Genomic DNA, 22,647 nt, shown 5'->3' on the forward strand with positions numbered 1-22,647 from the left:
TTAAACATCCTTTCTATTTATCACTTCATCTGCTAATAACCTATAACTTTCGGCACCTTTTGAATTAGAATCATATAGATTGATTGGTATTCCATGACTTGGTGCTTCTCCTAATCTAACATTTCTTGGTATTATTGTTTTATAAATATTTGTTCTTTTTAACTCTTTCTTAACTTCATCCACTACCTGTATAGACAAATTAGTCCTTGCATCATACATTGTAAATACTACCCCTTCAATCTCAAGACTAGGATTTAATCTCTTCTTAACCAAGTTAATGGTATACATAAGCTGTGATAATCCCTCTAAAGCGAAAAATTCACACTGTATAGGCACTAAAACCGTATCCGCCGTAGTTAAGGCATTAACTGTTAAAGTACTCAATGATGGAGGACAATCAATAATTATATAGTCATAATTATCTCTTACTTGTTCGATTTGCTTTTTTAATATAAAACTATTCTCATCCATTCCAATCAACTCTATCTCTGCTCCAGCTAAATCAACATCAGCAGGCAAAAGGGATATATTCTTAAATACATTCTTAATTATACATTTTTTCAACGGCGCTTGTCCTAAAAGCAATTCATATGTAGTATTCTTTAACTTCCTCTTATCTATTCCTAAACCTCTAGTAGTATTCCCTTGGGGATCAATATCTAGAGTAAGTACTTTTTTACCTTTTTCGGCAAGGCAAGCAGATAAATTTACAGATGTAGTTGTTTTACCAACACCACCTTTTTGGTTAGCAACAGCTATTATTCTTCCCATTATTATTCCCTTCTTTCAGATATCGTTTTATTAATTATATCACAATAGTTTTTCTAAATCTATTTTTTCAGATATATTTAGTTAAAATTTGGATAACTGATGGTGAAATCTAGAATTAATTTTTAAAATTTAGTTAGTGTTTAATGTTTTTTTGTTATATTCTTATTTTTAGAGATAAATGGCTAAAAGATATTTATTGATATTAAGGGGCTACACGGGAGTTTACGTAGTGATAAATAGTTAATTTTACTTTGCCTTACTCCAAGGATCGGTCTTCGTAAAACTAACTATTTATCACATGCAGTAACGAGTAGTAGTAATATTAGTTGAAATCATTCTAGTTTTTAATTAAATTCATATAACTATTATATTCATATATTAGTAAATCACCACTGAGCTCAATTATATGTTCTTTATGATGTTTCACGTGAAACAATATATTATTCAATTATTTACACTTTTCTTCCCCTTATCTACTATCCCCTTATCTACTATCCCCTTTATTGTAACCACTCAAAGAACTCAATTCTATTACTCACTACACCAAATTTAGATGTAATAACTAGTTAGTTTTACGCAGACCGATCCTTGGAGTAAGGCGCAGTAAAACTAACTAGTTATTACTACGCATATTTCCGTTTAGCCATTTTTACTCTCCTAACTGTTTCACGTGAAACAACAACATTCAGCTATTTACATTTCACTTCCCCTATCTATTACCCACATTACCCCAACCACTCAAAGAACTCAATTCTATTACTCACTACACCAATTTAGATGTAATAACTAGTTATTACTACGCATATTTCCGTTTAGCCATTTTTACTCTCCTAACTGTTTCACGTGAAACAAAAAAACCTACAGCCAAATTTATCAAACAATAAACTTAACCATAGGTACCTAAGAATCATACTCAACACTGTTTTTAAAGCTATAACTTACATCTGTTCAGGTGCTTTAATCCCTAACAAACTCAATGACTTCTTAATAACATCCCTAACACAACTTACAATCTCTAACCTAGCATTTCTTAATTCCATATCATCAGTTATAATAGGACAATTATGATAAAATCTATTAAACTCTTGCGCCAAATCAATAACATACCTAGAAATAAATGATGGTTCCAACTTCTTAGCTGCATCAGCTACGACACCTTGAAATCTTTGTAAAGTTTTAACTACATTAAATGCTAAATCATCTGCAAGTAAATCATAATTAATATTTTTACCTTCACTACTATTATACTCAACTTTTCTCAGTACACTAGAAGCTCTAGCATAAGTATACTGAACATAAGGTCCTGTCTCCCCTTCAAAATTAAGAACTTTATCCCAAGAGAATACTACATCCTTAATTCTGTTATTAAACATATCATTAAATAAAATAGCACCAATACCAACTATCTTGGCTACATTTTCCTTATCTGCAAGATTTGGGTTCTTCACTTCAATAATTTGCTTAGTCTTCTCAATAGACTCATTTAACAACTCCTCAAGATAAATAACCTTACCTTTTCTAGTTGATAATTTACCTGACTCCATACTAACTAAACCATAAGGTACATGTATCAACTTATCATGCCAATCATATCCCATTTTATCAATAACCTTAAACCATTGAGCAAAATGTAGATTTTGATCAAATGCTGTAACATATATACATTTTTCAAAATCATAGGTTTTCATTCTATAAACAGCAGCTGTAATATCTCGTGTTGCATATAGACTACTACCATCTTTTTTAGTAATTAGACACGGTGGCATATTCTCATCTTCTAATTCAACAATCTTAGCACCTTCACTAACCTTAGTAAGGCCCTTATCATCTAATTCCTTTATAATATCATTCATTTTATCATTATAAAAACTTTCACCGGCATAAGAGTCAAATTTCATATCTAACATTTCATATATTCTATTAAATTCTTTCAAACTAATATCTTTAAACCATTGCCATAGTTCTAAAGCTTCTTCATCACCATTTTCCATTTTAGTGAACCAAGCTCTAGCATCATCATCCAGCTGTGGATTTTTCTCAGCCTCTTCATGAAACTTAACATAAATATTAGTTAACTCATTAATACCATCTTCTTCAATTCTTTCTTTTGAGCCCCATAATTTATATGCAACTATAAGTTTACCGAATTGAGTACCCCAATCACCTAAATGATTGATACCAACACATTTATATCCAAGATGTTCATGGATATTATATAATGCATTACCAATAATTGTTGTTCTTAAATGTCCAATATGAAACGGTTTAGCTATATTAGGTGACGAATAATCTAATACAATGGTTTTTCCTTTACCACAGTCTAATTTACCATCCAGATTATCCCTATTAGCTAAAACACTTTCTACATATTTTTTCTTATTTACATAAAAATTGACATATGCACCCACGATTTTTATATCAGTAAAATAATCAGAAGAACCAATTCTTTCACCAATCTCACTAGCAATCATATTTGGTGCTTTTCTAAAAATTTTAGCTAATTTGAAACAAGGAAAAGCAAAATCCCCCATTTCAGAATTAGAAGGAATTTCAATTAATTCATCAATTTCTTTTTCAGGGAGATCAGAAATAATTTCAGATAACAACTCAACAATAACCTTTTTAAACTCCATTACATAACTTCCTTTCATAAGATTATAATCAACCATAAAATATAATATATCAACAGTTCAATAATTTATTCAATCATAAAATACTAATTTCTTATACATTATTAAAAACTCTCGTCCACTGAAGACGAGAGTACAATAAGTGAATTATAAAAATTATACATTAAATAAACCTATTTGTCTAGTATTAAGGCTTATTAAGTTACTTACAATAACTAATTTAGACTTTCTCTTTACCTTCATGAAAAAAGTCTAAATTACATATTGATTATGATTAAAAAATATCTACAATATTATTTTTAATCGCGTATACTGCAGCTTGTGTTCTATCAGATACATTAATTTTTTTGAAAATATTTGACACGTGATTTTTTACAGTTTTTTCACTAATACATAGATTATGAGCGATTTCTTTATTTAACATACCTTCAGTTATAAGTTTCAAAACTTCAATTTCTCTTTTTGTTAACTTATTGAATCCTACTTCTTTTTCTTCTCTAGTATTATTCATTCGTTTAAATAATAAAGATGCCATATTAGGCTGTATATATGATTCACCATTATATATTGTCCTAATAGCTTTTATTAAAACATCAGATTCAGAATCTTTTAGAACATACCCCTGTACACCAATTTCAAATGCTTTGTATAGATATTCTACTTCATTATGAATAGTCAAAATTAAGGTTTTAGTTGGAATATTATTTTCGTTAAGATATTTTATGACCTCTAATCCATTCATTCGCGGCATATTAATATCAAGCAATACAACATCTGGATTGCCCTCTATGATCTTTTGAATTGCCTCTGACCCATCTCCAGCTTGGTCAATAACCTCTATATCATCTTCCAGCTCAATTAATTGTTTAAGACCCTCTCTAACCATTGAATGGTCGTCTGCGATAAGTATTTTAATGTTATTCATTAATATCCTCCTTGCTTTCCAAAATAGGTATCTTTACATAGATTGTTGTACCCATTCCCCTCTCAGATTTCAACTTATATTCACCCATTAATAAGTTAGTTCTTTCTCTCATCATAGTGATACCAAACCCTCTATTATTTTCCATATTAAGTTTTACATTATTTATATCAAAGCCATCACCATCATCATTTATCATTAACTCAATAAATTCTGAATTATAGTTAAGCTTAATATTAACAGTAGTGGCATTAGAATGCTTTTTAGCATTATTTATTGCTTCTTGAACAATTCTATATAAAGTTAAAGAAATAGTAGAATTAACATTATCTTCCCCGTTCACTACATCTAATGTTATATCATAATTTACTTCATTTCTAATTTTATCTATAAATCTCTCCAACGTAGGAACTAACCCAAGATCATCTAGCGCCATTGGTCTAAGATTATAGATCATTCTTCTAGTTTCATCAATGGTTGTTCTTATAATTGATTTGAGCGACTGTAATTCTAATCTAGTTCTATCAATATCTTTATCTAATAATTTAATGCATAGTTCAGTCTTAAGAATAAGGTTAGATAGGTTTTGTGAAGGTCCATCGTGCATTTCCCTAGAAATTCTTAATCTTTCCTCTTCCTGAGCTTTTATAACTTTTAGTCCCCATATTTCTTTTGTATACATATTGTTAACTTCATTATTGATTTGATTAAGTTCACCAGATAAAATATCATAAGCAAAATCCAAATTACTACTTACATAATCAGATTTCTCGGCTATCTGCCTAATTGTTTTAAGCTGATTTTCCAAATTATCTCTCTTGTGTACTATATTCATTTCTTTTTCATATTCTAGTGTCAAACTACATTTTATATCTTCAATCTCTTTATGTACTGATTTGATTTCATCATCAGTATATAGATGGCAATTCCTATTGATAATAGATAATTTTGTCTTACTAAGATTCAGCTTTTTCTCTAACGTTGCTACATTATTAATAATATCATTAGCCTCATCTTTCAAAACAATAAATTTATCCTCTATTTCTATATATCTTTTTTTTATAAAAGAACTTATTTCATAAATTTCTTTATTTCTCTCTTTTATAATTTCTTTCGTATCATCTATTATGGAATCTAATTTTTCCATTACATTTTCATACATTTTATTAACACCTACTGACAAATTATAACCTAAACTTTTAGATACATTATTATATCATTAAAGTATATTATAATACAAGCAAATTACGTATATTAGTACTATCTTAGCAGTTAAAATGTTCCAGTAAATAGGAATATAAAATTAATATAAATTTAGTAATATTTTACATAATTTATATTAATAATAATATATAGTAATATTTTCTATTATATAACAATAAAAAATCTTACTATTTTCAGTAATTTAGTTAGAAATTTTAACAAACTATTACGTTTTTATAAATTCTAAATAATTCTATTGAATTTTTTCCTAATTTGCTACATAATAGATAGTAGACGTAATACCTATATAATAATAATGAAAAAGTTCTATACTCTATCTTATATAATTATGTGGTATAATGAATTTGTTTAACACAATAGTAGAAATAGCTATGCCTCACTCCGCAAAGCGGATTTGTCCCATAGGCAAGTTTTTTTAACGCATATCAAAAACTCTATATCCTATGCTTAAAAACAAAACTTTCCTATAAGGTAAAATAATAGAAAGGAGAAAGCAAGTGAAAAAACATACTAAAAACCTATTTTACTTTTTAATATCGTTAATTACAATCTCATTAATAAATAAAATAATATTCATAACTTCTACAATAAAGAATAATCTATTCTCCTGTAATAGTTATTATTATCAATGGAAATTTGGTAAATTATTTTATACCGTTCAAGGAAAAGGTAAACCCATACTATTGATTCATAGTTTATATATGGGAAGTTCCGATTATGAATTTAGGAAAATAGTTAAAAATCTTTCAATAAATCATACTGTATATACAATAGATTTAATTGGCTATGGTAGATCAGACAAACCTAAAATTACGTATACGGCTTTTTTATATGTTCAATTAATATCTGATTTTATTAATGAAGTCATAAAAGAAAAAACAGATGTGATTGCTTCTTCTTCTAGTTCATCATTTGTTACAATGGCTTGTTATCAAAATCCAGATATATTTAACAAATTATTATTTATTAACCCAGCTAATATTGCATCATTACAAAAAAATCCTAGCAAAAAGGATAAACTATTAAAATATATATTAGAAACACCTATATTAGGTACAACAATATATAATATTGCTTGTTCTAAATATATTTTAAGAGCTAATTATAGAAAAAGACTATATTATAATAAAAAATTAGTAAAAAATAGATATATAACTATATATCATGAAGCTTCACATCTTCAAGGAGCAAACAATAAATTTCTATATGCATCAAAATGTTGTAAATTTTTAAATGTCACCATTAACAATGCAATAGAAAATATTAACAATAGTATTTATGTTTTGATTGGAGATAATGATAACTCAGAAGATATTGTCAACAGCTATTTAAATCTAAATCCAGCTATAGAATATTCATATGTACATGATACAAAACTATTGCCTCATTTAGAGAAGCCTGCTGCTATAATAGATATATGTAATATATATTTTAACTAGTCATTATATCTAATCTATAAAAGCATATACAAGATTAAAATTTATGTATATATTTATTGCCTCCCTATTAATTATAAGGAGGCAATTTTATTATATTATTACTTACAATTACATTTTCTTTTCATCTTACCTTTTTCCAATCTCATACTAATATGATCAATATTAGCTTCTTGATATACTTCTCCATATTCACTGAATCCGATTTTTTTATAAAAATTAGCAGCTGGTAACTGTGAATGGACTTCAATAAAATCTGCTCCTACATCAAAACCTTTTTGAATCAACATTCTAACAATTAAATCTCCATAGTAATTACCTCTTTTTTCTTTTAATACAGCAATTCTTCCTATAAGATATTCATTGTCTTTATTAGTCATTCTACCTGTCCCTACAGGGCTTTTACCTTCATATACCACTACATGTATAGCTTCTGTATCATCGCTGTCAAAAACTATACTATAATCTATATTTTGCTCATTTACAAAAACCTTATTCCTTACAAAGATTGCGTCTTCAATATCTTTATCTCCATTAATATATATAGCATTAATCATAAATAACACTACCTTCCACTATAATAATAAAAGAATTATTTTTACTCAAAAATAATATGTATCTAATTCATAGGTATAACTATACTTATTTCATAAGAGTCATCAACCTCTTTTACCTTATAATCAATATCAATACCTGAGCTTTCCATCATATCAACAGCCTGTTTAATAGTATTAGTAAATATTCTAATATCTTTTAGATATCTTTTAACTTTTGCTTTATCTTTTTTATTTACTTGTTCAATCAATCTATTTAATGTTCTATCAATTAACTCTTCAGTTTTTTTAACGTTCAGAGATTGTTCAACTACTTTATTAAGAATATTAATCTGTAACTCTTCACTAGGTAATTTTAATAAAGCTCTAGCATGTCTCTCAGATAAGCTATTATCAAGCAAAACTTTTTTCACGTTATTACTTAATTTCAATAATCTTAATTTGTTAGCTATAGTAGACTGACTCTTACCTACTTGTTTAGCAACCTCATCCTGAGTTAAATCATAATCACTAATTAGATTATAATACCCTTCTGCTTCTTCGATATAGTTAAGATTTTCTCTTTGTAAATTTTCTACTAATGCTATGACAGCACTATCTTTATCATTTACATCAATAACAATTGCAGGTATCTCTGTAAAACCAGCTAATTTACTAGCTCTTAATCTTCGTTCACCAGCAATAAGTTCATAATATTCATTATTAATTCTTCTAACACTAATAGGTTGCATAATACCAAATTCTTTTATTGAATTAGCTAATTCATCTAACATTAATTTATCGAATACTCTTCTAGGCTGATATGGATTAGGTCTAATATTATTAACAGAAATGAAGGTCACATTATATTCATTAATCATACTCAAAACTATTCCTCTCTTCTTTAGTTATTTATTTATATTAAGATGTTAATAAACATCCTATGAATCAAGAGCTATTATAATTTTGATTCTTATAATTTTATTAATTAATAATATAAACATATATATTGATCTTAAATATCTATATAACTATTTCAATAAGTTCAATAAAATTTCCTTGATTTTATAAGTTTAATAGAACTATCTTTTCATATTATATCAAATATCATAACAAAATCAAAATTATTTCCTGGGAAATATAATTACTTTAATGGATTTTTCTTAGGTTTACCAGCTTTTCTTGGATATTTTTTAGGTGTAATCTTGTCCTTTTTAACAGAAACAAATGTTCTCTCTATTTCTGAAAAAGGAATCTCTACATTTTTCGTTCCATCTAAATATCCTCCTAATCTAACAATAGCAGTTCTGGACATCTCAATTTCATCACTTGCTCTACTAGATTTATAAGATATAAAATAACCACCACATCTTACAAATGGAATACAATATTCACTAAGTATAGATAGATCAGCAACCGCTCTTGAAACACATAAATCAAATTGTTCTCTATAAATATCAGTATTACCTAGATCTTCAGCTCTTGAGTGAATACAATCCACATCTTCAAGAGACAGTTCATCTATAACATTTGATAAAAAATTTACTCGTTTATTAAGAGAATCAACCAATGTTACTTTAAGATGTGGAAATACAATCTTTAGAGGTATACCTGGAAACCCTGCCCCTGTACCTAAATCAATTAAACTCTTGGATACACTTATATCCATAACTTTTTTGATAGCTATGCTATCCAAAAAATGCTTGATAATAACTTCTTTTTCATCCACAATAGACGTAAGATTAATTTTATTATTCCATTCAATCAGCAATTCATAATATCTGTTAAATTGTTTAACTTGAGTATCTGTCAAATTAAAACCTAATTTTTCTGCACCTTCTATTAGTATATGATCATATCTCATATTATCATCCTAACTTATAAATAGTTTATAACTTTCATTAGTATATATATTGAACCGAAACATCTATTCACCCATTTCAATAAGTTCAATATATTAACCTAAGAATTATAATTTCTTCTTAATTGTTCAAGATACACTAATAATACAGATATATCCGCTGGTGATACACCTGATATACGAGACGCTTGACCTATAGATCTTGGCTTAACACTATTAAGCTTTTGCATAGCCTCAATTCTAAGACCTTTTATATCCTCGTAATTCAAATCTTCTGGTAAATACTTTTTCTCTAACTTCTTAAACTGCGCAACCTGTTTCTGCTGACGGCTTATATATCCCTCATACTTCAAAGAAATATTAACCTGTTCAATTACATCTACCTCAAGCTCTGCTCTATCTTTATCAATCTCTACCAAAATATCATAATTAAGCTCTGGGCGTCTAAGTAATTCTGCTAATGTAACACCTGAACGTAAAGTAGAACTATTATACTTTTCTAATAAGCTGTTAACATCTTTATTAGCTCCTACAGTAGTAATTTTCAATCTATTTATTTCTTCATTTATTTTCTTTTCTTTTTCTATGACACCATTATATCTTTCATCAGAAATCAAACCTACCTTATGTCCTATAGACGATAATCTAATATCTGCATTATCCTGTCTAAGGAGTAACCTATACTCAGCCCTTGACGTCATCATTCTATAAGGTTCATTAGTACCTTTGGTAACCAAATCATCAATAAGAACTCCAATATAAGCATCGGACCTATCTAAAACAATCTGTTCTTTTCCTAATATCTTCATACTTGCATTAATACCCGCTATAAGTCCTTGGGCTGCTGCCTCTTCATATCCTGAACTACCATTAAATTGTCCTGCACTATATAGACCTGAAATATTTTTAAATTCAAGTGTAGAATTTAGTTGCATAGGATTTATACAATCATATTCAATAGCATACCCTGGTCTCATGATAACACATTTTTCTAGCCCCGGAAGCGTCCTTAACATATCTTTCTGAACATCTTCTGGAAGAGAGCTAGACATCCCTTGAACATACATCTCATTAGTATATTCACCTTCTGGCTCTAGAAAAACTTGATGCCTCTCTTTATCCTGAAACCTAACGACCTTATCTTCAATTGAAGGACAATATCTTGGACCTGTTCCTTCTATGACTCCACTGTAAAGAGGTGATCTATCAAGATTTTTCTTAATAATATTATGAGTATCTGCATTAGTATAAGTTAACCAACAAGATATTTGATCTCTTTTAATTTCTTCTTCTGTATTCAGGAATGAAAAAGGAACAATTCTTTCGTCACCTTTTTGTTCATCCATTTTATTAAAATCAACTGTACTTTTATCTATTCTTGAAGGAGTACCTGTTTTGAATCTATATATCTCGATTCCCAGACTTTTTAAGCTATCAGTAAGATAATTAGCAGCAAGAAGTCCATTGGGACCACTATTTATACTAACCTCTCCGTATATGCAACGTGCCTTTAAATAGGTTCCACTAGCAATTATCACAGTTTTACTATTATATAGGGCATCAGAAATAGTTTTTACTCCCACAATCTTATCATCTTCAACAACTATATCCGTTACTTCACTTTGCTTAATTGTTAAATGCGAAGTATTTTCTAGAATTATTTTCATTTCCTTAGAATAGGTAAACTTATCTGCTTGCGCTCTTAGAGAATGAACCGCAGGACCTTTACCTGTATTCAACATTCTTGACTGTAAATATGTTTTATCTATATTTTTACCCATTTCACCACCTAGAGCATCTATTTCACGAACCAAATGTCCTTTAGATGTTCCTCCTATACTAGGATTACATGGCATCATGGCTATACTATCCAAGCTTACCGAAAATATAACCGTTTCAAGCCCTAATCTAGCAGCAGCTAAAGCCGCTTCACAGCCTGCATGTCCAGCACCTATAACAGCTACATCGTAATTTCCTTCAACATAACTCATATACATTAACTCCTTTTACATTACTACTATATATATTGAACTTTAATATCTTTACACTCATCTCAATAAGTTCAATACATATCCTATTAAGGCTATTGAGATACACTATGCTTATTTACCTAAACAAAACTGACTAAATATTTGATGAATAATATCATCACTAACACTATCCCCAGTAATCTCTCCTAGATAATCATAAGAGTTCTTTAGATCAATTGACCAGCAGTCCTCCGGCATTCCTATTTTTATTGATTCTTTAACAGCTTTTAGACTCTCTATTGCATTTTCAATAGATACTTTATGACGTATATTGGTTATATACAAATTATCGTTAAAATTAATATCTCCAATTAAAAACATATCTTTTATAGCTTTTTGAAGATCATCTAAGCCCTTTTTATTCTTTAACGATGTAGGTATAATGCACGCATTCTTAACTTCCTTAATAATAAATTCCTCAGTTATTTTAACGAGGAGATCAATCTTGTTCAATAATATAATAGTTTTCTTATCCTTAATCAAATTAAAAATATATCTATCTTCTTCCGTTAAATCACTTGAAGCATCCAACATCATAACAATCAAATCAGCCTCTTCAACTAACTCTTCTGACTTATTAACACCTATCTTCTCAACTATATCTTCTGTCTTTCTAATTCCTGCTGTATCAATTATTCTGAGTGGAATCCCTTTTATATTCATATACTCTTCTAGAACATCTCTAGTTGTTCCTGCCACATCAGTTACAATAGCTCTATCTTCATTTAATAATGCATTCATAAGAGAGGACTTACCAACATTCGGTTTACCAACTATTACGGTTTTAATGCCTTCTCTAATAATCTTACCATCATCAGCTGAATTTAAAAGCTTACTGACTTTTTCATTTATTACATCAAGATTGTTTAATACCTTATCTTCACTTAACTCTTCATAATCATACTCTGGATAATCTATAGATGCTTCAATATGTGCTATCAATTCTAACAGCTTACTTCTTAAGGTTGTTATTTCTCTGTAGATATTGCCTTTTAATTGATTGACAGAGCTTTCCAAGGATAGGTTAGTTTTTGCATTAATAATGTCAATAACCGCTTCAGCACTAGACAAATCCATTCTTCCATTCAAAAATGCTCTTTTAGTAAATTCTCCGGGTTCAGCCAATCTAGCTCCATTTGATAAAACTATATGAAGTATTTTTTGCATTACTATAACTCCGCCATGACAATTAATCTCAATTATATCTTCTTTGGTATAGGTATTTGGTTCTTTCATAACGGATACAAGCACTTCGTCAATTATTTCATCGGAATTAGGATCAATTATATTACCATAATGAATTGTATGTGTTTTTTCCTTTATTAATCTTTTATTTTTTTTTGAAACAAATAATTTGTCTGCAATGATAATAGCATCTTCTCCACTTATTCTTATAATACCTATACCTGATGCAGATAATGAAGTTGATATAGCTGCTATTGTATTATTTACCATAACAAAACTCCTTTTAACGTATATATCACAAGTTACTGTGTCTAATGATAAAAAACCCATGCTCGTAAGCTTGGGTCTTTATGAAGACGGGAGCTTAGGCCCCCTTTTATTACTTTTTGAAATTATTAGGTGTAATTACTACTTTTCTAAATGGTTCTTCTCCCTCACTATGAGTATCTACATATTTATCATTCTGCAATGTTGAATGAATTATTCGTCTTTCATAAGGATTCATAGGCTCTAGGCTAAATTTTCTATTTGTTTTTCTTACTTTATAAGATAAATTCTTAGCTAAATTCTCAAGAGTCTCTTTTCTTCTTTCACGATAATTTTCAGTATCTAATTTAATTCTTACATACTTATCTGATTCCTTATTGACTACCAAACTTACTAAGTATTGTAGCGAATCCAATGTTTGTCCTCTTTTACCTATAAGAACACCCATACTCGGACCACTTAATTCAATATCCAGATTTTGTTCTTTAAGCTGACCTATTATAGTAACTTTTAGATCCATGACTCTAAATATATTTTCTAAAAAATCAGTAGCTACATCAGATAAATTTATTTTTTTAGTAACTTTTACCTTAGCTAATTTTGAACTGAACAAACTAAGTATACCAGTTGCTCCTTTATCGATAACTTCAACATTAACTTTATCGCTTGTTGTCCCCAATTCGATTAATGCTTCAGTTATAGCATCATTAACGTTTTTTCCTGTCTTTTCAACAAAATTCATTTTAGAACTTTCCTCCTTAAATTTTATATATTCAACTTTTTGTACAAATGTAAACAATTCAATTTTTTATCTAAATAAAAGTTGTATATATAATAAAGCTTACCTATCGATTTTATAAACATTACAAACTATAGTGAGTTCTATTTTGCTTTATAAATTATGCGAAATTATTTGGGTTATTTTATTTTGTCTTTTTTTAGATGTTTGTTGATTATAATTTGTTGTACTAATTGGAAAGAACTACTTGTTAACCAATAAAGACCTAAACCAGCTGGCATTGTAACAACGAAGAATACTGTAATAAGAGGCATAGTATACATCATAGTTTTATTTGTAGCAGCTTGTTTTTCATCCATGTTTTTATTATTACTGCTCATTGTAGTTTTAGAAACTAAAAACTGAACAACAACATTTAACAATGGTATTAAAAGACCGACAGACATTAAATTAGGCTTATCTGCTAAATTAATACCTAAGAAATAATTAATATCTGTTAACTGATTTACAAGTGGAGCAATCTTATCTCCAACTGAATTAAAATGCTCAGTAAACTTAGTCCAATCAGATGAACTTAAAGTACTTAATAAGTCTATAACTTTATCGTTAGAAGCTATATCAAAATTCTTAACTGGTATTTTAGCAGCTTCATTTAATCCTGTGATATACGTTCCAAAATCTGCTACACCTCTTACACTTGCTATAATACTAAGGTAAATACCTTTTATGCTCATGATATAAGCTGGTATATTTCTGAGAACTTGAAATAATGACATGATAATAGGAAATTGAATTAATAATGGTAAACATCCTCCAAAAGGACTTACATTATGTTCTTGATATAATTGACTCATTTCCATTCTCAACTTATTTTGTGACTCTGTATCTTTTTTATTTTTATATTTATCTTGTATTTTCTTTAGCTTTGGTTGGATTTCTTGCATACCAATCATTGATTTTTGTTGTTTAAAAGCTAAAGGTAACATTAATAGTCTAATAATAACAGTAAATAATATGATACTGATTCCCAAAGATTCAATACCTATTGCACTAAATAAATTATATATAGCGTCCATAATCGCACCAAAAACTTTAGCTATCGGACCTATTATAAATGAACTGCTCTGTGTTAGAACAACAATATTCGACAATAACATGAAATTAGTTCCTCCTATATTTTATGGTACTGGGTCATATCCACCTTTATGAAATGGATGACATTTTAAGATTCTTTTAATACTTAACCAAGCTCCTTTTAGAAATCCATATTTAACAATAGCCTCATAAGCATACTTTGAACAAGTAGGCGTATAAATACATGTTGGTCTTTTTAAAGGAGAAATATATTTCCTATAAAAAATTATAAATTTTAATGAAACTCTTTTAAAGACATTCATATATATATCACTTCGCTTTTTTTTCTAATAAATTATGTTTTCTCAATAAGTTGTATAATGATTTTTCTATATCTTTAAAATTAGCATTCAATGAATTAACTCTTCCTATAACAACAATATTATATCCAGTTTTTATTCTGTTCTCATTAAGCCTATAATTTTCCTTTACTAATCTAGTGACCCTATGTCTAACTACACTGTTCCCAACTTTTTTACTTACAGAAATTCCTAACCGATTAATAGAATCTCCATTACTATAAATATACATAACTAAATAATTATTTGCAAGGGATTTACCCTTGTTAAAAACGATTTTGAAATCTTTCCTTTTCTTTAGCGATTCTGTCCTGTTCATAGATAACTTCCTCCCATAGATATAAGGTAATAAGACGTCTATTAAACCTTAAAACAAAAATGTTAATTCTAGTATTATTAGGTTTGGAGGATAGTATAAAAGGCCACAAAACGAGGCCTTAAGCTGACAATCTTTTTCTACCTTTTGCTCTTCTTCTTGCTAAAACGCTTCTTCCACTCTTAGAACTCATTCTTTTTCTGAAACCATGTTCTCTACTTCTTTGTTTCGTTTTAGGTTGGTATGTCATTTTCATAAAAAAGCACCTCCTTCAAAATTACATAGTATATAACAATATTCTTTTGTATTAAATAACATGTACCATATTAATGATAAGCAATTTATCAAAATACATATAATTTACATAATACTAACCTTAATGCTAATGCGTAATAGTTCTATTTACATAAAAGCACTATTCTAATTATATTAAAAAACTATCTTCTAGTCAAGAAAAAAATGTTTCTAATAAATTAAAGTATGGAGAAACAGTAATTCTATAAAATATTATCCACAGTTTTTTAATGGTTTTTCCACATTTTGTGGATAATATGTTAAAAACTATTTATCCACAACTACCACTATAATTGTGGATAAGTCTACATTTTTTTCGTTTTTTACAAAAATTTACATCCTGAGTTTTCATTATATTTATGCACATCATAAACTATTAACAACCTGTACATTATTTTAATTAACACAATGTGGATAAAATTGGACCAATACAAGTTATCCACACTATCAACATACCATATAGACAACTTATCAACAGTTTTTATCCACACCTTAACATTATTTGATTGAAAATTAGTTCTGTATAGAGTAATATATATTGTAGATAGTTAGAATGAAAATGAATAAGTATGTTCATTTTTACGGTATAATTTTTATATTATTATGATTGTGTATCTATGATATAAGAATTATACCCCTAAAAATGCAAAGGAGGATATATGATGAGTCATTCCGTTATTGAAAAATGGGACAAAATTCAAGCGTTACTAAGGGATGAATCAGATATTTCAAAAATATCTTACAAAACTTTTCTAGAAAACCTGGAGCCTATTAGATTACAAGACAACACAATCATAATAAAAACCGATGATGAAATCGGTCGTGATTATATAGAAAGAAAATATAGTAAATCAATCATAATCGCAATTAGAGAAATAGTAGGTGAAATATATAATATTAAATTCATGCTACCTAGTGAAATAGAAAAAGAAGGGAAAAGATCCAATAGAAGACAACCTACTATTAATAATAATGAATATAATAGCCTCAATTCTAGATATACATTTGATACATTTGTTGTTGGTAACAATAACAAATTAGCTCATGCTGCAGCTTTAGCAGTTGCTGAATCACCAGCAGAGGCATATAATCCTCTTTTTATATATGGTGGTGTTGGATTAGGAAAAACTCACTTGATGCATTCAATAGCTCATTTTATTCTCTCGGAGAATAGCGAATCAAAAGTATTATATGTATCTTCTGAAAAATTCACTAATGAATTAATAAATTCAATTAGAGAAGATAAAAATGAAGAATTCAGACAAAAATATCGTAATATAGATGTACTATTAGTCGATGATATTCAATTTATTGCTGGAAAAGAAAGAACTCAAGAAGAATTCTTCCATACATTCAATACTTTATATGAAGCTAAAAAACAAATAATTATATCAAGCGATCGCCCACCAAAAGAAATTGAAACATTAGAAGAACGATTAAGATCTAGATTCGAATGGGGATTAATAGCAGATATACAACCTCCTGATTATGAAACAAGAATGGCCATACTACAAAAAAGAGCTGAACTTGAACATCTTGATTTACCTGATGATGTTATTCAATATGTTGCTACCAACATTAAATCTAATATTAGAGAACTTGAAGGCGGAATAAATAAAATTATTGCTTATTCAACTTTAGTACATAAAGACCTTACCAAGGAATTAGCAGAAGATGCTCTAAAAGATTTGATAACACCAGAAAAAGATAAAGAAATTACACCAGAATTCATATTAGAAATTGTTGCAGAACACTATAACATTAACCCTACAGATATAGTGTCCAAAAAAAGACCAAGAGACATATCTTATCCAAGACAGATAGTAATGTATTTATCAAGAACATTGACAGATCTATCGCTACCTAAGATAGGACAAATACTTGGTAAACGTGATCATACAACAATTATACATGGGTATGAAAAGATAAGTAAAGATATCCAAAGAGATAGTGCATTAAAAAACACTATAGAAATACTTACAAAAAAAATAACAGGGAAATAGAAGCTACATTTAATAAATTATAATGTACTTAAAATAAGATGAATAATGTATGGTTTATTGATAAATTCAACTTATAGATAAATGCATTATAATTTTTTTTAGGGCTATAAAGTTATCAACATAAGGGTGTTAAGAATATATGCATAACCTGTGCAAAACATTTGCCACGTGTACAACCCCTTTTCACCTGTGGATACTTTATTAAAAAAAATGAATTAATCAACAGACTTATTACATTTGTCAACAGTTACTAACAATAAGGGTTTAGAATACTTATTAACATATTAACAAGCCTTATTACTATAATTACTATAAAAAAATATATATTATCTATATATACACGTGAAAGGAGTTATTAACAATTATGAAATTAACTTGTAGTAAAAGTGATTTATTAAATGGAGTAACAACAGTTTTGAAAGCTGTATCAACTAGAACAACATTACCAATCTTAGAATGTATTTTATTACAAGCAACATCAAGTGGGTTCAAGTTAATCAGTAATGATCTAGAACTTGGTATTGAAAGTAACGTAAATGCTAATATTATTGAAACTGGAACAGTTGCTTTAAAAGCTAAGATATTTTCTGAGATAGTTAAGAAATTACCTGATAATGAAGTGGAAATAACAGTTGATGAAAAAAATTACACGACTATAATATGTGAAAAATCCAAGTTCAATATTTCTGGTAGTTCAGGAGAAGACTTTTTACAATTACCTAATGTATCAAAAGAAAAATGTATTAAAGTATCTCAACTAAAATTAAAAGAAATGATAAGACAAACAATATTTTCTATAGCTCTTGAAGAAATAAGACCTATTCTAACAGGTGAATTATTAGAGATTAAGAATAGTGAATTAAATATAGTATCTCTTGATGTTCATAGAGTTTCTATTAGAAAATTAGATTTTGAATCAGAATTTGATAGTATTAACGTAGTTGTACCAGGAAAAACATTAAATGAAATTAGCAAGATATTAGATACAGATGAAGAAAAAAATGTAATGATTTATTTTACAGATAAACATGTATTGTTTGAACTAGAAGAAAGCATTATAGTTTCTAGACTTTTAGAAGGAGATTTTCCCAAATATGAACAATTTTTCTCAAAAGATTACGATACATTAATCAAAGTCGATAAACAAGAACTGTTGAATAGTATTGATAGAGCAGCTTTAATATCTAGAGAAACTAAGAATAACCCTATTAAGATTACTATACAAAATGATAGTATGATTATTACTTCAAATACAGATTTTGGAGATGTATACGAAGAAATTGATATTGAACGAGAGGGTAATGAACTAGAAATTGCCTTTAATCCAAAATATTTTATTGATGCTCTAAAAGTAATTGATGATGAATATATTAACTTACGATTCACTAATCCTCATAGTCCTTGTATTATTAAGCAAGTAGATGGAGATGAATATAAATATCTAATTGTTCCAATCAGAATAAGATAAGATTTATAACAATAATTAACTTTTAGTTATGAGAGGATTAAAAAAATGGAAGAAATAAAAATTAAAGATGAGTACATTAAACTAGGTCAATTATTAAAATTAGCTGGAGCCGCTGATTCAGGGGTACATGCTAAGATATTAATAACTAACGGTGAAGTAACTGTTAATGGAGAAGTAGAAACAAGAAGAGGTAAAAAACTACATCCGGAAGATATTGTGAGTGTAGCTGGATATGGAGAGATTAAAGTCATTTAGGTTAGTATTTATTATATGTGCTTTAACTTTTATCAAGAAAATTAACTTATGTGGAGTGCTTAAATATGTTTATAAAGACGTTATCACTAAAAGATTATAGAAATTATAGATATTGTGGTGTCAACTTTTCAGATGGAATCAATATATTATTTGGAAAAAATGCTCAAGGAAAAACTAATATCATTGAAGCCATTTATTTGTGTGCAACTTCAAAATCTCATAGGACAAGCAATGATAAAGAGTTAATTAACTTAGATAACAGCGAAGCACATATAAAACTTACTGTTAATAAAAGAGGTATTGACGAGATTATAGATATACACATAAAAAAAAATAATAGAAAAGGTATAGCTATAAACAGGATTCCAATAAAGAAACTTAATGAATTGTTAGGTATCGTTAACGTTATAATTTTTTCACCAGAGGATCTGGGATTAATAAAGAACGGTCCTAAAGAAAGAAGAAGATTCTTAAATTTAGAATTATGCCAATTAGATAATATTTATTATTATAACTTGCAACAATACCAAAAAATTCTAAAGCAAAGAAATAATTTATTAAAAAAATTGAAAAAAATCAATATAATTGACGAGACTATAAGTATATGGGATAATCAATTAGTCCAGTATGGTACTAAAATTATATATAGGAGAGAAGAATTTATAAGTGATCTCAACGAGATTATTAATAAAATACATTCTGATATCTCCGGAAATAAAGAAAATCTTCAAATCGAATATGAAAAAAATATAAGTGATATAGATTTTAAACAAAAATTAGAGAACAATCTTGAAAAAGACATACGATTTGGAACAACAAGCGTTGGACCTCATAGAGATGATATGATGTTCTTGGTTAATGGTATAGACATCAGAAAATATGGTTCACAGGGTCAGCAGAGGACTGCGGCGCTATCACTAAAATTATCTGAAATAAGATTGGTTGAGGATAAGATTGAAGATACACCTATTCTGCTTCTAGATGATGTATTATCAGAATTAGATGATGATAGACAAAAATATCTAATAAATTCTTTAGAGAATATTCAAACAATTGTTACTTGCACAGGTGTTGAAGATTATATAAAAAACAGTATTGATATTGGAAAATTATATAAAGTAAGTGAAGGAAAAGTAACTCTACATGAATTAAATAATAGATAATAAAAAATTTAATAAATAGTTGTTATACCCTATTTGCATTAATTTATAGACTAATATATAATAGTTAAGATAGGTATAAATAACAATTTAATTAATACATATGGATATGTATTTAATTAATTAACATATATAAATGATAAATATATGCGTATAATTATGCGTATCTAATGATATAGCAGGAGGTTTATTATGAGTAATTTATCTGAATATAATGAAAGTCATATTCAAGTTTTAGAAGGGCTCGAAGCTGTTCGAAAAAGACCAGGTATGTATATTGGTAGTACTTCTTCAAGAGGATTGCATCATCTTGTTTATGAGATTGTTGACAACTCCATTGATGAAGCTTTAGCAGGTAGATGTGATTATATAGAAATAACAATACATCCAGACAATTCAATATCTGTTTTAGATAATGGATATGGAATACCAGTAGGGATACATCATCAAAAAGGGATACCAGCAGTAGAAGTGGTTTTTACAATTCTACATGCAGGTGGTAAATTTGGTGGTGGCAGTTATAAAGTATCTGGAGGCTTACATGGAGTTGGTGCTTCAGTTGTAAATGCTCTTTCTGAATGGTTGAAAGTTCAGATATATACTGATGGTAAAATATACGAACAAAACTATGCAAGAGGTAAAGTACAACATCCATTAAAAGTTATTGGAGAATCGGATAAAACGGGAACATATATACACTTTAAACCGGACACGGAAATTTTTGAAGAAATTATCTATGATTTTCATACTCTAAAACAAAGACTTCAAGAAATGGCTTTTTTGACAAAAGGTTTAAGAATGAAATTTATTGATACCAGAGAAGAACAAGGACCTCAAGAACTTGAATTCCATTACGAAGGTGGTATCAAGGAATTTGTAAAATATAGAAATAGAAATAAAGACACTTTATACGATCAAATAGCATATACAGAAGGTACAAAAGATAAAGTATATGTGGAAGTTGCATTCCAACACAATGATTCTTATGTAGAAAATATATTTGCTTTTGTAAATAATATAAATACACCTGAGGGTGGAACTCATTTAAGTGGATTTAAAACAGCTTTTACAAAAACCCTTAATGATTACGCCAGAAAAAACAAAATATTAAAAGATAATGAGAAAAACTTATCTGGTGAAGATGTAAGAGAAGGAATAACAGTTGTTATCAGTATAAAAATTGAAGATCCACAATTTGAAGGACAAACAAAACAAAAATTAGGAAATAGTGAAGCAAGAGGTGCTGTTGATTCTATAGTATCTGAACAACTTACTTATTTCTTAGAACAAAATCCAACAGTAGCCAAAATAATACTAGAAAAAGCATTAATGGCAAGCCGTGCAAGAGATGCTGCAAGAAAAGCTAGAGATTTGACAAGAAGGAAAAGTGCATTAGAAAGTACTAGTTTACCAGGAAAACTAGCGGATTGTTCTGATAAAGATCCAACTAAATGTGAAATATATATTGTTGAGGGAGATTCAGCCGGAGGTTCAGCTAAATCAGCTAGATCAAGGCAGACCCAAGCAATATTACCTTTAAGAGGTAAAATACTCAATGTAGAAAAGGCAAGATTAGATAAAATATTAAGCAATAAGGAAATTAGAGCTATGATAACTGCTTTTGGTACAGGTATATCAGATGATTTTGATATAGAAAAGTTAAGGTATCATAAAATTATTATTATGACAGATGCCGATGTTGATGGTGCTCATATCAGAACACTATTATTAACATTTTTCTACCGTTATATGCCTAAACTTATTGAGCAGGGAAAAGTGTATATTGCACAGCCTCCTCTATATAAAGTTACTAAAAATAAAAAATCACAATATGTTTACAACGATAGAGTTTTAGAAAAATTACTAACTGAAATTGGAAGAGATGGTATTAATCTTCAAAGATATAAAGGATTAGGAGAAATGGATGCAGAACAATTATGGGATACAACTATGGACCCTGACAATAGAATATTATTAAAAGTTGAATTAGATGATGCAGCAAGTGCTGATGAAGTATTCACAACATTAATGGGCGACAAAGTTGAACCTAGACGTGAATTTATTCAATCACATGCTAAGCACGTAAGAAATTTAGATATCTAAAACATATGCTAAAGCTA

General features: G+C 28.4%; 20 protein-coding genes. 6 read left to right on the forward strand and 14 right to left on the reverse strand.

Translation table 11 applies throughout. From position 1 onward, the window contains the following. The 4 genes from ACX6CF_RS15015 to ACX6CF_RS15030 form a co-directional block, all read right to left on the reverse strand. The gene (locus ACX6CF_RS15015; protein ID WP_458786159.1) at positions 1-771 is read right to left on the reverse strand and encodes a ParA family protein; all 771 of its coding nucleotides are present in this window, start codon (positions 769-771) and stop codon (positions 1-3) included. Positions 772-1,709: 938 nt separating this feature from the next. Then, positions 1,710-3,404: an arginine--tRNA ligase gene (argS, locus tag ACX6CF_RS15020; protein WP_458786160.1), complete on the reverse strand. Its 1,695-nt coding sequence runs from the start codon at positions 3,402-3,404 to the stop codon at positions 1,710-1,712. A gap of 271 nt (positions 3,405-3,675) precedes the next feature. After that, positions 3,676-4,326 (reverse strand): response regulator, encoded by a 651-nt coding sequence (locus tag ACX6CF_RS15025; RefSeq protein ID WP_458786161.1) that lies wholly within the window; start codon positions 4,324-4,326, stop codon positions 3,676-3,678. Continuing rightward, entirely contained in the window at positions 4,319-5,485 is a 1,167-nt protein-coding gene (locus ACX6CF_RS15030) for a sensor histidine kinase (RefSeq protein WP_458786162.1), read from the reverse strand. The genes ACX6CF_RS15025 and ACX6CF_RS15030 overlap by 8 nt, the downstream gene beginning before the upstream one ends. 559 nt (positions 5,486-6,044) lie before the next feature. Between ACX6CF_RS15030 and ACX6CF_RS15035 the strand changes: the two genes are divergently transcribed. Next, on the forward strand, positions 6,045-6,986 hold the full coding sequence (locus ACX6CF_RS15035) for an alpha/beta fold hydrolase (protein ID WP_458786163.1): 942 nt from the start codon (positions 6,045-6,047) through the stop codon (positions 6,984-6,986). Positions 6,987-7,084: 98 nt separating this feature from the next. Here ACX6CF_RS15035 and ACX6CF_RS15040 read toward each other — a convergent pair whose 3' ends face one another. From ACX6CF_RS15040 to rpmH, 10 genes are all read right to left on the reverse strand, one after another. Further along, the gene (locus ACX6CF_RS15040) at positions 7,085-7,540 is read right to left on the reverse strand and encodes a GNAT family N-acetyltransferase (RefSeq protein ID WP_458786164.1); all 456 of its coding nucleotides are present in this window, start codon (positions 7,538-7,540) and stop codon (positions 7,085-7,087) included. A 62-nt stretch (positions 7,541-7,602) separates the two neighbouring features. Then, the gene (gene noc / locus ACX6CF_RS15045; protein WP_458786187.1) at positions 7,603-8,397 is read right to left on the reverse strand and encodes a nucleoid occlusion protein; all 795 of its coding nucleotides are present in this window, start codon (positions 8,395-8,397) and stop codon (positions 7,603-7,605) included. A gap of 263 nt (positions 8,398-8,660) precedes the next feature. Then, positions 8,661-9,380: a 16S rRNA (guanine(527)-N(7))-methyltransferase RsmG gene (gene rsmG, locus ACX6CF_RS15050; protein WP_458786165.1), complete on the reverse strand. Its 720-nt coding sequence runs from the start codon at positions 9,378-9,380 to the stop codon at positions 8,661-8,663. A gap of 98 nt (positions 9,381-9,478) precedes the next feature. Next, entirely contained in the window at positions 9,479-11,368 is a 1,890-nt protein-coding gene (gene mnmG, locus ACX6CF_RS15055) for a tRNA uridine-5-carboxymethylaminomethyl(34) synthesis enzyme MnmG (RefSeq protein ID WP_458786166.1), read from the reverse strand. A 111-nt stretch (positions 11,369-11,479) separates the two neighbouring features. Continuing rightward, positions 11,480-12,862 (reverse strand): tRNA uridine-5-carboxymethylaminomethyl(34) synthesis GTPase MnmE, encoded by a 1,383-nt coding sequence (gene mnmE / locus ACX6CF_RS15060; protein WP_458786167.1) that lies wholly within the window; start codon positions 12,860-12,862, stop codon positions 11,480-11,482. Between the two features lie 109 nt (positions 12,863-12,971). Continuing rightward, a complete protein-coding gene (jag, locus tag ACX6CF_RS15065) occupies positions 12,972-13,601 on the reverse strand; it encodes an RNA-binding cell elongation regulator Jag/EloR (RefSeq protein WP_458786168.1) in 630 nt (209 codons plus the stop codon). Between the two features lie 176 nt (positions 13,602-13,777). Then, positions 13,778-14,755: a YidC/Oxa1 family membrane protein insertase gene (locus ACX6CF_RS15070; RefSeq protein ID WP_458786169.1), complete on the reverse strand. Its 978-nt coding sequence runs from the start codon at positions 14,753-14,755 to the stop codon at positions 13,778-13,780. Between the two features lie 21 nt (positions 14,756-14,776). Continuing rightward, positions 14,777-14,995, reverse strand: a complete 219-nt coding sequence (gene yidD, locus ACX6CF_RS15075; RefSeq protein WP_458786170.1) for a membrane protein insertion efficiency factor YidD — start codon at positions 14,993-14,995, stop codon at positions 14,777-14,779. A gap of 7 nt (positions 14,996-15,002) precedes the next feature. Beyond that, on the reverse strand, positions 15,003-15,350 hold the full coding sequence (gene rnpA, locus ACX6CF_RS15080) for a ribonuclease P protein component (RefSeq protein WP_458786171.1): 348 nt from the start codon (positions 15,348-15,350) through the stop codon (positions 15,003-15,005). Between the two features lie 118 nt (positions 15,351-15,468). Beyond that, positions 15,469-15,603 (reverse strand): 50S ribosomal protein L34, encoded by a 135-nt coding sequence (gene rpmH / locus ACX6CF_RS15085; protein ID WP_458786172.1) that lies wholly within the window; start codon positions 15,601-15,603, stop codon positions 15,469-15,471. A 700-nt stretch (positions 15,604-16,303) separates the two neighbouring features. On the opposite strand from rpmH, the gene dnaA reads away from it, so the two are divergent. The 5 genes from dnaA (at position 16,304) to gyrB (ending at position 22,630) form a co-directional block, all read left to right on the forward strand. Further along, the gene (dnaA, locus tag ACX6CF_RS15090; RefSeq protein ID WP_458786173.1) at positions 16,304-17,644 is read left to right on the forward strand and encodes a chromosomal replication initiator protein DnaA; all 1,341 of its coding nucleotides are present in this window, start codon (positions 16,304-16,306) and stop codon (positions 17,642-17,644) included. 364 nt (positions 17,645-18,008) lie between these two features. Then, positions 18,009-19,112 carry a DNA polymerase III subunit beta gene (gene dnaN, locus ACX6CF_RS15095; RefSeq protein ID WP_458786174.1) on the forward strand — a complete coding sequence of 368 codons (1,104 nt, stop codon included), beginning with the start codon at positions 18,009-18,011 and terminating at the stop codon, positions 19,110-19,112. 45 nt (positions 19,113-19,157) lie between these two features. Next, positions 19,158-19,367 (forward strand): S4 domain-containing protein YaaA, encoded by a 210-nt coding sequence (gene yaaA / locus ACX6CF_RS15100; RefSeq protein ID WP_458786175.1) that lies wholly within the window; start codon positions 19,158-19,160, stop codon positions 19,365-19,367. A gap of 65 nt (positions 19,368-19,432) precedes the next feature. Continuing rightward, the gene (gene recF / locus ACX6CF_RS15105) at positions 19,433-20,530 is read left to right on the forward strand and encodes a DNA replication/repair protein RecF (protein ID WP_458786176.1); all 1,098 of its coding nucleotides are present in this window, start codon (positions 19,433-19,435) and stop codon (positions 20,528-20,530) included. A gap of 189 nt (positions 20,531-20,719) precedes the next feature. Next, a complete protein-coding gene (gene gyrB / locus ACX6CF_RS15110) occupies positions 20,720-22,630 on the forward strand; it encodes a DNA topoisomerase (ATP-hydrolyzing) subunit B (RefSeq protein WP_458786177.1) in 1,911 nt (636 codons plus the stop codon). Positions 22,631-22,647 lie beyond the last annotated feature (17 nt).

The sequence above is a fragment of the Vallitalea sediminicola genome, from assembly GCF_054408565.1.

Excerpts from the sequence above, each read along its gene's own strand:
- ACX6CF_RS15015 (WP_458786159.1), bottom strand. The coding sequence starts at position 771 with ATGGGAAGAATAATAGCTGTTGCTAACCAAAAAGGTGGTGTTGGTAAA.
- argS (WP_458786160.1), bottom strand. The coding sequence starts at position 3,404 with ATGGAGTTTAAAAAGGTTATTGTTGAGTTGTTATCTGAAATTATTTCT.
- ACX6CF_RS15025 (WP_458786161.1), bottom strand. The coding sequence starts at position 4,326 with ATGAATAACATTAAAATACTTATCGCAGACGACCATTCAATGGTTAGA.
- ACX6CF_RS15030 (WP_458786162.1), bottom strand. The coding sequence starts at position 5,485 with ATGTATGAAAATGTAATGGAAAAATTAGATTCCATAATAGATGATACG.
- ACX6CF_RS15040 (WP_458786164.1), bottom strand. The coding sequence starts at position 7,540 with ATGATTAATGCTATATATATTAATGGAGATAAAGATATTGAAGACGCA.
- noc (WP_458786187.1), bottom strand. The coding sequence starts at position 8,397 with ATGATTAATGAATATAATGTGACCTTCATTTCTGTTAATAATATTAGA.
- rsmG (WP_458786165.1), bottom strand. The coding sequence starts at position 9,380 with ATGAGATATGATCATATACTAATAGAAGGTGCAGAAAAATTAGGTTTT.
- mnmG (WP_458786166.1), bottom strand. The coding sequence starts at position 11,368 with ATGAGTTATGTTGAAGGAAATTACGATGTAGCTGTTATAGGTGCTGGA.
- mnmE (WP_458786167.1), bottom strand. The coding sequence starts at position 12,862 with ATGGTAAATAATACAATAGCAGCTATATCAACTTCATTATCTGCATCA.
- jag (WP_458786168.1), bottom strand. The coding sequence starts at position 13,601 with ATGAATTTTGTTGAAAAGACAGGAAAAAACGTTAATGATGCTATAACT.
- ACX6CF_RS15070 (WP_458786169.1), bottom strand. The coding sequence starts at position 14,755 with ATGTTATTGTCGAATATTGTTGTTCTAACACAGAGCAGTTCATTTATA.
- yidD (WP_458786170.1), bottom strand. The coding sequence starts at position 14,995 with ATGAATGTCTTTAAAAGAGTTTCATTAAAATTTATAATTTTTTATAGG.
- rnpA (WP_458786171.1), bottom strand. The coding sequence starts at position 15,350 with ATGAACAGGACAGAATCGCTAAAGAAAAGGAAAGATTTCAAAATCGTT.
- rpmH (WP_458786172.1), bottom strand. The coding sequence starts at position 15,603 with ATGAAAATGACATACCAACCTAAAACGAAACAAAGAAGTAGAGAACAT.
- dnaA (WP_458786173.1), top strand. The coding sequence starts at position 16,304 with ATGAGTCATTCCGTTATTGAAAAATGGGACAAAATTCAAGCGTTACTA.
- dnaN (WP_458786174.1), top strand. The coding sequence starts at position 18,009 with ATGAAATTAACTTGTAGTAAAAGTGATTTATTAAATGGAGTAACAACA.
- yaaA (WP_458786175.1), top strand. The coding sequence starts at position 19,158 with ATGGAAGAAATAAAAATTAAAGATGAGTACATTAAACTAGGTCAATTA.
- recF (WP_458786176.1), top strand. The coding sequence starts at position 19,433 with ATGTTTATAAAGACGTTATCACTAAAAGATTATAGAAATTATAGATAT.
- gyrB (WP_458786177.1), top strand. The coding sequence starts at position 20,720 with ATGAGTAATTTATCTGAATATAATGAAAGTCATATTCAAGTTTTAGAA.